The 11,343-nt window shown below is 71.3% G+C and carries 13 protein-coding genes and 1 pseudogene; 10 read left to right on the top strand and 4 right to left on the bottom strand.

The window, feature by feature from the left end; genetic code table 11:
* Positions 1-4: 4 nt before the first annotated feature.
* From MOV08_RS04510 to MOV08_RS04495, 4 genes are all read left to right on the top strand, one after another.
* Entirely contained in the window at positions 5-1,435 is a 1,431-nt protein-coding gene (locus MOV08_RS04510) for a hypothetical protein (RefSeq protein WP_275306385.1), read from the top strand.
* A gap of 127 nt (positions 1,436-1,562) precedes the next feature.
* Complete coding sequence (locus MOV08_RS04505) at positions 1,563-1,880, top strand: alpha/beta hydrolase fold domain-containing protein (protein ID WP_239009941.1); 318 nt, start codon at positions 1,563-1,565, stop codon at positions 1,878-1,880.
* A 309-nt stretch (positions 1,881-2,189) separates the two neighbouring features.
* Positions 2,190-2,579, top strand: a complete 390-nt coding sequence (locus MOV08_RS04500; RefSeq protein ID WP_159030776.1) for a GPI anchored serine-threonine rich family protein — start codon at positions 2,190-2,192, stop codon at positions 2,577-2,579.
* A gap of 109 nt (positions 2,580-2,688) precedes the next feature.
* Positions 2,689-3,207, top strand: a complete 519-nt coding sequence (locus MOV08_RS04495) for a hypothetical protein (RefSeq protein ID WP_275306384.1) — start codon at positions 2,689-2,691, stop codon at positions 3,205-3,207.
* Between the two features lie 81 nt (positions 3,208-3,288).
* On the opposite strand, the gene MOV08_RS04490 is transcribed toward MOV08_RS04495, so the two are convergent.
* Positions 3,289-4,221 (bottom strand): LysR family transcriptional regulator, encoded by a 933-nt coding sequence (locus tag MOV08_RS04490; protein WP_275306382.1) that lies wholly within the window; start codon positions 4,219-4,221, stop codon positions 3,289-3,291.
* 108 nt (positions 4,222-4,329) lie between these two features.
* Between MOV08_RS04490 and MOV08_RS04485 the strand changes: the two genes are divergently transcribed.
* Both MOV08_RS04485 and MOV08_RS04480 read left to right on the top strand, forming a co-directional pair.
* Positions 4,330-5,175: an oxidoreductase gene (locus MOV08_RS04485; protein ID WP_275306381.1), complete on the top strand. Its 846-nt coding sequence runs from the start codon at positions 4,330-4,332 to the stop codon at positions 5,173-5,175.
* A 227-nt stretch (positions 5,176-5,402) separates the two neighbouring features.
* A complete protein-coding gene (locus MOV08_RS04480) occupies positions 5,403-6,818 on the top strand; it encodes an MFS transporter (protein WP_275306380.1) in 1,416 nt (471 codons plus the stop codon).
* A gap of 24 nt (positions 6,819-6,842) precedes the next feature.
* Here MOV08_RS04480 and MOV08_RS04475 read toward each other — a convergent pair whose 3' ends face one another.
* Positions 6,843-7,013 (bottom strand): SDR family NAD(P)-dependent oxidoreductase, encoded by a 171-nt coding sequence (locus MOV08_RS04475; protein WP_203232513.1) that lies wholly within the window; start codon positions 7,011-7,013, stop codon positions 6,843-6,845.
* Between the two features lie 18 nt (positions 7,014-7,031).
* The gene (locus MOV08_RS04470) at positions 7,032-8,129 is read right to left on the bottom strand and encodes an alkene reductase (protein ID WP_275306379.1); all 1,098 of its coding nucleotides are present in this window, start codon (positions 8,127-8,129) and stop codon (positions 7,032-7,034) included.
* On the opposite strand from MOV08_RS04470, the pseudogene MOV08_RS44070 reads away from it, so the two are divergent.
* Positions 8,044-8,253 (top strand): annotated as a pseudogene (locus tag MOV08_RS44070) (hypothetical protein); the annotation flags it as partial. The gene MOV08_RS04470 and the pseudogene MOV08_RS44070 sit on opposite strands and share 86 nt — an antisense overlap.
* A 118-nt stretch (positions 8,254-8,371) precedes the next feature.
* Positions 8,372-8,737 (top strand): hypothetical protein, encoded by a 366-nt coding sequence (locus tag MOV08_RS04465; protein WP_275306378.1) that lies wholly within the window; start codon positions 8,372-8,374, stop codon positions 8,735-8,737.
* Between the two features lie 157 nt (positions 8,738-8,894).
* On the opposite strand, the gene MOV08_RS04460 is transcribed toward MOV08_RS04465, so the two are convergent.
* Positions 8,895-9,482, bottom strand: a complete 588-nt coding sequence (locus MOV08_RS04460) for a cysteine hydrolase family protein (protein ID WP_275306376.1) — start codon at positions 9,480-9,482, stop codon at positions 8,895-8,897.
* A 74-nt stretch (positions 9,483-9,556) separates the two neighbouring features.
* On the opposite strand from MOV08_RS04460, the gene MOV08_RS04455 reads away from it, so the two are divergent.
* Both MOV08_RS04455 and MOV08_RS04445 read left to right on the top strand, forming a co-directional pair.
* The gene (locus MOV08_RS04455; protein ID WP_275306374.1) at positions 9,557-10,549 is read left to right on the top strand and encodes a GlxA family transcriptional regulator; all 993 of its coding nucleotides are present in this window, start codon (positions 9,557-9,559) and stop codon (positions 10,547-10,549) included.
* 366 nt (positions 10,550-10,915) lie between these two features.
* A complete protein-coding gene (locus tag MOV08_RS04445) occupies positions 10,916-11,302 on the top strand; it encodes a BlaI/MecI/CopY family transcriptional regulator (RefSeq protein WP_073445608.1) in 387 nt (128 codons plus the stop codon).
* The last annotated feature ends 41 nt before the right edge of the window (positions 11,303-11,343 follow it).

The following is an 11,343-nucleotide window of genomic DNA, read 5'->3' as shown; positions in this document are numbered from 1 at the left end:
CGCCGTGAGTGACTACGTCAAGCGTCTGCCCGCGGGGGCACTGCCCGAGGGCGGCGTGGCGTCCTGGTCGCTCGCCGACGCCGAGCGCTGGAGGAAAGCTCGCGTCCCGGTCGTCTTCGCCCCGGTCGCGGGCAGTTGGGTCCTGCTCCTCCTGGTCGCCGTGTCGTACGTCCTGACCGGTGGGTTCTCGATCTTGTGGTGGAGCGGTGGCGGGTCCGCGCACGATGGCACCCACTGGCTCGGCTATCCCGCGGCGGTCCTGCTGGCCGCGCTGCCGTTGTGGTACCGCTATCTGCCGGTCCCGACCGTGCCGGCCACGGTCGTGGTCGCGGTGGACGCGGCGGTGTCACTGGCGTCGCCCGACGTGCTCGACGCCGACGGCCGCCTGGCCGCAAGCGGATACTTCCTGGCCCTGGTCGCCTCCGCAGGGGCGTTCACCGGTGCGTGCCTGCGCCTTCGGGCCCGCCGCAAGCAGCGGGCACTTGCGCTCGCCGCGGCCGGCCGGCGCCGTCACGAACTCCCGGACGGGGTGCCCGAGACGGACGATTACCGCGGGTACCGGCAGTTCTACCTCGGGCTCGTCCTCTGCCTCATCGCCGGCGCCATCCTCACCGACGGTCTCGTCGAGGACCTGACGGCACCGGACCGCGCACCGTACGACGCCGTCGGGCAGCAGATCGCCGCCCTGCTGTTCCTCGTCCCCGGCACCATCGTGTACGGCTACGGCCACGTCGCCTTCCGGGCGGCGCGCCGCCTGCACGAGCAGCCCCAGCCGGCTCTGATGGTGGGCGTACGGATCGCGCCGGACGGTTGCCACTGGCTGTATCCGGATGCCCGCGCCACCTCGGGACGGCCTCTGATCGCGTACTTCCCCAAGGGCCGGGACACCGACCGCACGGCGCGGCTCCTGGGCACGAGCTCCACCTACCGACCCGACGGCGGGCACTACGACATCGACCCCCGCAGCGAACCCTTCGAGGCGGTCCTGTACGGCGCGCCCTGGGAAGGCGCCGAGGTCGCCCTGGAGTACGCCGTCATCGAACGCAAGGCATACCAGGGGCCGGAGAACACGTATGCCGGCGTCACGGTCGCCCCGCTGCTGCCGCGACGCCGCCATGGCCTCGGCCCGTGGCAGCCGGCCGACGGCGCGGCCCGGGACGCCGCCCGGCGCGAAAAAATCCGCAAGGAGGAGCAGGAGAAACGCGAGCGGGACGAGTGGTGGGCAGCGAGCCTACGTCAGCAGGAACGGGCTTACCGGGCGCGGGGAGCAGGTCGGCCCCGCGGTAGCGGGGCGCGCGGGCAGCGCTACGGCAGGCCCGACAGCTGGGGCGGCGGGGACGGCTGCGGAGGCGGCCACAGCTGCGGCGGGCACGGCTGCGGGGGGCACGGCTGCGGTGGCCATGGCTGTGGCGGGCACGGCTGCGGCGGCGATTGACAGCGAGGGGGCGTCCAGGGTGCCTCCGAACACCCCTTTCCGGCCGCGATCGAGGACACCCTGAGCGCCTACCGGGCGCTCCTCGACCGCGGCGAGGACCCGCGCGGCCCTCGAACACACCGGAGCCATGTACCTCGCCGGAGCCGACCCGCGCCAGCCCCTGCTGAGTCCGGCCGTCCACGCCGACCTGACCGGCCTTCCCCCGATGCTCATCCAAGTCGGTTCCAACGAGGTGCTGTTGGACGACTCCACCCGCCTGGCCGCGCGGGCGAGCGCGGCGGGCGTGGACGTCATCCTCGACGTCACCGCCGACGTGCCGCACGTGTTCCAGTCGTTCGCCGGCGTCCTCGACGAGGCGGACGAGGCACTGGACCGTGCCGCCCTCTTCCTGCGTCAGCGGATCCGCGCCGGAGGCGCCGCGCGGAGCACTCGGTTCACCGGGTAGCCAGCATGGCGGCGCGACTGTCTCGGCCGGTCGTCCGCCGGCGGGCCGGCCGGCGAGTAGCTGTGGCCGTCCTTGTGCATCAGTACGTGCGCGGGTGCGTGGTCGTTGCGGCTGCCGCCCGGCATGTTGGTGTGGGCTCTTCGTCGTCCTTCTTTACGGTGACCGGAACCCGCCTCATGAGGCAGAGGCAGTCACGCGGGACAGATTGACTGTGTGACGAGTACCTCAGCAGCAAGTTCCCGCCAGCGCCGCTGCCACCCCATGGGCGCTCTCCGGCACGTCGTCGTGTCCGCTGCGCTGGCTGCCTCGATGAGCGTCAGCACCGGAGCCGACCCCGCGGCAGCGGACGCTCACCCGGCCCCGGGCGCGTCCACGAGCGTCGGTTCGGACGTTGTCAGCCTGACGTCCCCTCTGAAGGGCGACATCTACCGCGCCGGATCTCAGATGACGATTGCCTGGACCGATCCCAAGGTCCAAACCATCAGTCAGATCGTTTTGGCGGCAGGGTCCGATGACGGCCTCCAGCCGGTGGTGACCGTCGCTGAGAACGTTGACGCCCAGAGTGGCAGCTACGAGTGGACTGTCCCTGACGATCTGACGGAGGGCTTGTACACACTGGAGGTGGGGACACCCCCGAATGTGACGTACTCGGGCCAGTTCTGGGTCGAGCGGCCCGATTTGTTGAGGCTCAACTGGTAGCGGGCGACAACCGGTGTGGCAGCCGCCGCACCCGACGACACCCAGGCCCGCCTCGTCGGCCGACGGTTTCCCGGGCAACGCCGATCGGGCGGTGCATAGCCTGTCTGCCATGGCGAAATGGGCGTACGTGATAGTCATGCACTTCGGTCACGGCAAGAGCTCGGCGAAGGGGGTCGGCTCGAAGTACAGCTACGGCAGTCCCGAGGCCGCCCGTCGGGCGATGCTGCAGGAGCTCCACGAGCTGAGCGCCGAGTATCAGGACCCCGCGACAGCGCAGCGACCGGGCGACGTCGAGACAGTCGGGACTCAGGAGCCGGTGGTACTGGCACGGCACAGCGGGCGGGTGTACCGGCCTCGGGGGAAGGGGCGTCAGCAGGTGCCAGTGCCGGTGCAGGAACCGGACGGGGCGGCCGAGCCGGTCACGGTGACGGTGGCCGCCCCGGTGGGCCCGTCGGGCGGCAGCAACTCGCCGGGACGATTGCTCGTCGGTCTGGGGGTGCTGTTCCTGGGGGCCGCCGCGATCACGATGGCGGTTGACCGGGGACAGGTCGGCGCTGTCCTCGGCGCGCTGGCCACCGGGGCGATCGGTGTGGCCTGTCTGGTCAGCGGTATCCGCGAGCTCCGCTGAGCGCCGGGACGGGCCGCTCTGAGCCGTCCGTCCGAGGCGCTCGGCTGAGGTCGGGATTCTGAGTTGAGGAAAGGCGGAGTGTCACGGGGGCGGTGCGGTTCGGGAGGTGCCGGCTGCCACCTTTGCCGCCGCGGCCAGGTAGGCCACCACCAAGGGCCGTTCGTCGTCCCGTCGGGCGGCTACCGCCAGATGGGAGGGGGAGATGCCCCTGACCGGCACGGCGATCACCTCGTCCCGGACGACCAGCGAGGCGTTGCCGGTGGCCAGAAGTGCCACGCCCTGGCCGTTGGCGACCGCCTCGTGGGTCTCCTCGGCGCTGCCCACCACCCCGCCGATCCGCGGCGCGCGATCGTCCCGGGCATCCAGGGCCAGCCAGTAGTCCCGTAGCGGACCAGCCTCGGACGGGAGCGCGAGGAACGGCTCGTCGAGGAGATCGGCGAAGTCCACCGCTCCCTCGCTGTCCGCTGCGGCCCGTGCCGCCAGGGGGTGCCCCTGCGGCAGCGCCACAAGGCGGGGCTCCTGGGCCACCACCGCATACCGGTAGCGGTCGCCGTCCGGAAGCGGCAGCCAGACGAAGGCGACATCGCTGGACCCGTCCGCCAACCCGGCACTGGGATCGGCCCAGTTGACCTGCCTGAGGACGGGCCGTGCGTGCGGATGCCGGGAGACCAGCCGGGTGCGCAAGGCGGGCAGCAGTCCGCGGCCCGGGCTGGTCGACATGCCGATCACCAGGGTGTGCAGCTCGGCGGCCTTCGCCTCCTCCACCGCCGCCTCGGCGGCCTCCCACGCGGCCAACATCCCGCGGGCGTGCGGCAGCAGGGCTTTCCCCACCACGGTCAACCGCACCGCCCGCCGGTCCCGGTGGAACAGATCCGCGCCGACCTGCTTCTCCAGCATCCGTATCTGTTTGCTGAGCGCGGGCTGGGAGACGAACAGCCGCTCGGCGGCTCGCGTGAAGTTCAACTCCTCGGCGACTGCGGCGAAGTAGCGCAGATCGCGTCCATGGACATCCATAACTCATGGCTATCACAACAGGTCTTGGACGAGGTCCCGGATCCCGGCGAAGGATGGAGGTCGTCGGCGGGGAAATCCCGAACTGCGGTTGATGAGGGAGACGAAGAGATGACCGAGAACGGCAAGGTCTGGCTGGTCACCGGTGCGAGCAGCGGTTTCGGGCGGGCCATCGCCGAGGCCGCGGTCGCCGCCGGTGACACGGTGGTCGGCACGGCCCGACGGCCCGAGGCACTGGCCGACCTGGTCGCCGCGCACCCCGACCGGGTGGAAGCGATCGCACTCGACGTCACGGACGGCGGGCGGATCGACGCGCTGGCCGCCGACGTCCTGGCTCGCTACGGCCGGGTGGACGTGCTGGTGAACAACGCCGGGCGCACACAGGTCGGGGCGTTCGAGGAGACCACCGACCGGGAGCTGCGCGACCTGTTTGAGCTGCATGTGTTCGGCCCGGCGCGGCTGACCCGGGCGCTGTTGCCGCAGATGCGGGAACGGGGCAGCGGTTCGATCGTGAACATCAGCAGTTTCGGCGGGCAGTTGTCCTTCGCCGGGTTCTCCGCGTACAGCGCGACCAAGGCGGCGCTGGAGCAGATGTCCGAGGGCCTGGCCGACGAGGTGGCGCCGTTCGGTATCAAGGTGCTGATCGTGGAGCCCGGCGCCTTCCGCACCAACCTGTTCGGCAGGGGCGCGGCCTACTTCTCCGAGGAGCACCCGGCGTACGCGGAGAAGGTCGGTGCCACCCGGAAGGCGGTGCAGGGCGGCGACGGCACGCAGCCCGGGGACCCGGCGAAGGCCGCGGCGGCGATCCGACTGGCCCTGGACGCCGAGAACACCCCGCTGAGGCTCGCCCTCGGCGGTGATGCGGTGGACTCCCTCGTCGGGCACCTGGACGCGGTGCGGGCCGAACTCGCCACGTGGGAGAAGGTCTCGCGAGGGACGGACTTCGACACACAGTGACACGGCAACAAGGGTCTGCCCCACACAGTCGGCAGGCAGCAGGGGGTAGCAGGCTGCCGGGCAGGTAGCGCTACGTCGGGCGGCGGGACTCTCGCCGCCGGCGTCCGCTCACCTCACCTCACCTCACCGCGCCAGGCAGCTCCCGCTACCGGCCGGCCCGTCAGGGGTTGCCCCTGCCCGCCCTCGTCTCGATCACACACCTTCAAGAATGTCTCAGGAGCGCCTTGATGAAATCCCTGCTCACGTCATCCCCCGGAGCCGGAGCCGGAGCCGCGGCTCCGCACGCGGCCCGGGGCGGATCCTCCACCGTGCTCGGCGCCGCCCTGTTGGGCTTCTTCCTCATCTCGCTGGACGCGTTGATCGTCACCGTCGCACTGCCCGACATCGGCCGCAGTCTTGGCGGCGGCATGTCCGGCCTGCAGTGGGTGGTGGACGGATACACGCTGATCTTCGCCGCCCTGATGCTCTCCGCCGGCGCCCTGTCCGACCGCATCGGGGCCCGCCAGGCGTACGGCGGCGGCCTCGTGCTCTTCGGGCTGGCCTCGGCCGCGTGCGGACTGGCGCCCGGTCTCGGCGTGCTGGTGGCGGCGCGGTTGGTGCAGGGGGGTGCGGCGGCGGTGATGATGCCGGCCTCGCTGGCGCTGGTCCGGCAGGGCTTTCCCGACCAGGCGAAGCGGGCCCGGGCGATCGCCGTCTGGACCGTGGGCGGCGCGGTCGCGGTGGCGGCCGGGCCGGTGCTCGGCGGGGCGCTCACCGCATCCGTGGGCTGGCGGTGGATCTTCTTCGTCAACCTCCCGGCGGGCCTGCTGGCGCTCGCCCTGCTCACCCGTGTACCCGCCTCCCCGCGGCTGCCCGCCCGTCTTGACGTGGTCGGGCAGGTGACGGCGGTGGTCGCGATGGGCGCGCTGACGTACGGCGTGATCGAGGGCGGTGACAAGGGCTTCGGCCGGCCAACCGTCGTGGTGGCGCTGCTGGTGGCCGCGGGCGCGGCAGTCGTCTTCCTCGCCGCGCAGGCCAAGGGCTCGCACCCGATGCTCCCGCTGCCGCTGTTCCGCTCCCGGGTGGTCGCGGTGTCCTTGGTGGTCGGCTTCATGCTCAACGCCGCCTACTACGGAGGGGTGTTCATCTTCAGCCTGTATCTCCAGCAGGAACGCGGTCAGTCCGCCCTGCACGCGGGCCTGATGTTCATTCCGATGACGGCACTGGTCGCCGTGGTGAACCTGGCCTCGGCGAAACTGGCCTCGCTGTTCGGCCCGCGGGTGCCGATGGTGTCGGGACAACTGGTCGGGACGGCCGGGCTGTTGGCTCTGCTCACCGTCGGCCCGCACACCAACGTGTGGGTGGTGGCCGCGCTGATGGTGCCGGTCGGCCTCGGCGGGGCGCTGACAGTCCCGGCGCTGACCGCGATGCTGCTCGATGCCGTCCCCGCAGACCGGGCGGGCACCGCGTCCGCCGTGCTCAACACCGGCCGCCAGGTCGGCGGGGCCATCTCGGTGGCGGTCTTCGGAGCGCTGCTGGCCGGGGCGGACACGTTCCTGGCCGGCATGCGGTGGAGCATGCTGCTCGCGGCGGCCGGACTCGTCCTGACGGCCGGCGCGACGCTGACGCTGCCGCGGGCCGGGCGCGGGCGTACGGAAGCGTGAGCCGGGCTGGACGGCGGAAGTCGGCTACGGCGGGGAGGTGTTGGTGACCGGCGAACGGTCCGCACAGTCCAGGACGTCGCTTCGGCGGCCGGCGACGATGACGGCGTTGCCGAGGCGGTGCAGGGCCTCGGCCAGGCCGCGGCCGATACCGCTGCCGCCGCCGGTGATCAGGATGGTGTTTCCGGTGAGCGTCATGGGGTGCTCCTCGGGGTCTCAGACCGCGGCCAGGGCCGGGTAGTCGGTGTATCCGCGGGCGCCGGAGGCGTAGACGGTGGTCCAGTCGATGTCGGCGAGCGGGGCTCCGGTGGCAAGCCGGGCCGGCAGGTCGGGGTTGGCGATGAACGGGCGGCCGAAGGCGACCACGTCGGCGAGCCCCGATGCGACCAGGTGGGCGGCCCGCTCGGCGTCCATCTCGGCGTTGGCGATGAGCGTGCCGTGGAACAGCGGCCGGATGTGGGCGAACATGCCGTCGCCGTCCAGTCCGTCGAGCGGGGTGGCGGTCAGGTCGTGCGTGGCACCCATCACCAGCAGGTGTGACAGGCCGTTCAGGCGGGAGATGACGTACTCGGCGGTCGGCAGGGTCTCGTCGTTGGCCTCGAACGGGCCGGTCTCGTGCATCGGGCCGAGCTTGACGCCGGTCCGTTCCGGGCCGACAGTCGCGGCCACCGCCTCGGCGATCTCCAGGGTCAGCCGGGCGCGGTTCTCGATGGAGCCGCCGTAGGTGTCGGTGCGCTGGTTGGTGGCCTTGTTGAGGAACTGGGCCGGCAGGTAGAGGTAGTTGGCGAGGATCTGAACGCCGTCGAACCCTGCGGTGATGGCGTTGCGGGCCGCGGTTGCGTAGTCGGCGATGGTCTGACGGATCTCGGCCCCAGTCATCGCGCGCGGTGTGACCGTGGGCTTGCGGCCGGTCGGGGTGACGCTGCGCTGTTGCGGGTCGACCGCGGAGGCCGACAGCGGGAGTGCTCCGTCGCGCAGGTCGGGGTGCGAGATGGCCCCGGTGTGCCAGAGCTGGGCGATCATCCGGCCGCCGGCCGTGTGCACGGCCTCGGTCACCTGCCGCCAGCCGTGGATCTGCTCGGAGCTCCACAGTCCGGGGGTGTCGGCCCAGCCGAAGCCCTCCGGGCTGATCGCGGTCGCCTCGCCGACGATGAGGCCGGCGGAGGCCCGCTGGGCGTAGTACTCGGCCTGCAGTGCGGTCGGCACATGGCCGGGGTTGCCGGCCCGCATGCGGGTCAGCGGTGCCATCGCGATGCGGTTGGGCAGCTCCAGGTCGCCCATCCGGACCGGCGTGAACAGCGGTGCGACGTTCATCGTGTGCCTTTCTCGTCCGCTCTCATCGCAGAATCACGACGCGATCGTGGCTGCCGCCGAGACGCTGTTCCGCCAGCGTGGAACGGAGGCGGTCGGCCTGGTGGAGCTGATGGCGGCCGCCGGAATGACCCGCGGCGGCTTCTACAACCACTTCGCTTCCAAGGGAGCGCTGGTGGACGAGGTCGTCGCCAACGCCATGACGCATGCGCTGGCCAACCTCACCGCGGCCCTGGACGCGTCCCGTGCGGACGGGGCCGACCCCCCTGGACGCCCAGATCGACTGGTACCTCTCACCGGAACACCGCGCCGACATCGACCACGGCTGCCCCAACGCGGGCTTCCTCGGCGATGCCCCCCGCCTCGACGACGACGCCCGCGCCCGCTACACCACCGGGCTGACCGCCAACCTGCACCGCTTCAGCCAGGCCGTCCAGGACGCCACCGGACTGGACGAGGAAGAAGCCTGGTCACGCGCGCTCGCCCTCTTCAGCCAGATGGCCGGCGCACTCCTGCTGTCCCGTGCGGTCGCCTCCACGGACCCCGAACTGTCCGACCAGGTGCTCGCCGCCGCCCGCCAGGACCTCCACGACCGCGCCCACCAGAGCTGAAACCACGCCGTCAGCTCGCTCGCAGGGCACGCGACGCCTGCAAGCGCGTCAGCCGCAACGAACGACCCACCGCCCTGGCCCGAGAACGTCGGAGGTGGGTAGCGCGCAGAAGGCCCAAGGGGGGAGGCCCCGACCCAGGCGGTTTCGTGCCAGGAGGTCAGGGGCGGACGGCGGCCATGAGCTCGTCGGTCGTCACGACCCGGGCGAAGCGTCCGCCGTGCAGCGAGACGGCACTCGCCCGGGCCAGCTCGTCGGCCGTCAGATGCCAGCCGTTCGGGCCGGTCAGGTCGAAGGTGTGGGTGGCATCGAGAGCGACCAGCACGTCGTAGCCGAGGTTGCCGCCCATGCGGGCGGTGGTCTCCACGCACATATTGGTCTGGATGCCGGCCAGTACGACCTGGGTGATGCCCGCCGCCTTGAACCAGTCGTCGAGGTCGGGGGTGCCGTAGAACGCCGAATTCACGGACTTGGTGACGAGCAGCTCCGGTCCGCCGCCCTTGCCGCGCCGCTCCTCCACGTACTCCTTGAAGTCGTTTCCCTCCTGCCCGGTTCGCAGCGGCGAGCCGGGTTCGTTCGAGTCGTGCCGCACGAAGACGACCGGCCGGTCCGTGCCCTGCCAGGCCGCGATCAGCGAGGCGATGTTCTCGTCGGCGGCCGGGTTGTTGCGCGGGCCCCAGAACTCCGACTCGTCGAAGCCCTTCTGCACGTCCACCACTACCAGCGCCGCGTTCTGTGTGATCTCCATGCCCACGATCCTGCCGTCCCGCCGGGTCCGCTCACAGAAGGCGGAAAGACAGCGATCGATGGTTTACTGCCAGGATGACCCGACCGGCGCCGGCCCATCGCATCGCCCTGCTCGCCTTTCCCGGCATCCGGGCCTTCGACGTTTCGGTGATCACCGAGGTGTGGGGGGCGGACCGCACCGACCGCGGGGTGCCCGCGTTCGAGTTGCGCCGGGTGGCCGCGGGCCCCGAACCGGTACCGATGCGCGGCGGGCTCGCGCTCACACCGGACCGCACCCTCGCCTGGCTCCCTCGCGTCGACCTCATCCTGGTGCCTGGCCTGGACGACCACGTCACCCCAGCACCCGAGCCGGTCCTGGCGGCGCTGCGCCGCGCCCACGCCCGGGGCACCACCATCGCCGCACTGTGCGGCGGCGCGTTCACGCTCGCCCAGGCGGGACTGCTGGACGGTCGTCGGGCGCTGACCCACTGGGCACTGACCGACCTGCTGCGGGCCCGGCACCCACGGGTGCGGGTCGAACCTGACGCCCTGTTCGTCCAGGACGGCACTCTGTGGACCTCGGCCGGCACCGCCGCCGGCATCGACCTGTGTCTGCATCTGGTACGCGCCGCGCATGGCGCCGAGGTGGCTGCGACAGTCGCCCGCTCCATGGTCACCGCGCCGTTCCGGACCGGCACCCAGGCCCAGTTCATCGAACATCCCACCCCGCACGCCGACCGCGACGCGGACGCCCTGGCCCAGGTGCGCGCCTTCGCCCTGGCCCATCTCGACGAGCCGCTGACCGTGTCCGCGCTCGCCGCCCGCGCCGGGATGTCGCCGCGCTCCTTCGCCCGGCACTTCACGGCGGCCACCGGGACCACCCCACTGCGCTGGCTCGTCGACCACCGCATCGCGGCGGCCCAGAAGCTCCTCGAACGCACCGACCTGCCCATGCCCGAGGTCGCCCGCCGGTCCGGATTCGGCAGCGAGATCACCATGCGCCAGCACTTCGCGTCCCGCCTGGCAACCAGCCCGCGCGCCTACCGCGCCGCATTCGCCGAACAACCGCCCGCTGCGCAGAGGCTGTGACTTTTCGGGGGAGGGGCGAGGGCCCCTCGATACGTCCGCGGAGGGTGCCTTGGCCGGCGTGGAGGGTGAAGTGCCGTACCAAAATGGCAAGTTGGGCGAGGGCCGCGCCGATCCCGCGCCGGTACTCACTCCTCGACCAGGAAAGTTATGGGCTGCTGCACCAGTGCACTGGCCGTGGTCGACATGGTGCCGTTCTTCGTCGAGGCGAATCCGTACGCCCGTGGGCGGCATCGTGCCCGGCATCAGCCGCAGCGCTGAGGCACTGCGCAGGGTCGACGGCCTGACCACCCCCGACCACGCCTCCTTTTCGGGGGATACGGGGCGGAAATGGCCGGCATTTCCGATGTCCCTCACTATTCTTCTTGTATGCCAAGGCCCTTGGGTGATTTGGAAGACGCGGTGATGACGCGGGTCTGGGAGTGGAACCGCCCGGTCACCGTTCGAGAAGTTCTGGAGGATCTCCAGAAGGAACGGTCGATCGCCTACACCACGGTCATGACCGTATTGGACAACCTCCATCAGAAGGGCTGGGTACGCCGCGAAGCCGAAGGTCGCGCCTATCGATACAAGGCGGTCTCCACTCGCGCCGCCTACTCGGCCGCACTCATGAACGAAGCATGGTCCACCAGCGACAACCCCGCCGCCGCACTCGTTGCCTTCTTCGGCATGATGGCGCCGGAACAACGACGTTCTCTCCGTGACGCCCTACGGATGGCGCAGGTCGACGGTCAGGCCGAAGCGAAGGAAAAATAGGGTGGCCGCCGGCCGCATACCGTCTCGGCCCGGGTTCGAGG

This window comes from Streptomyces yunnanensis, assembly GCF_029011865.1.
GTDB lineage: Bacteria > Actinomycetota > Actinomycetes > Streptomycetales > Streptomycetaceae > Streptomyces > Streptomyces yunnanensis.
Note: the sequence above shows the minus strand (reverse complement) of the source record. Positions and strands in the feature narration are given on the sequence as shown.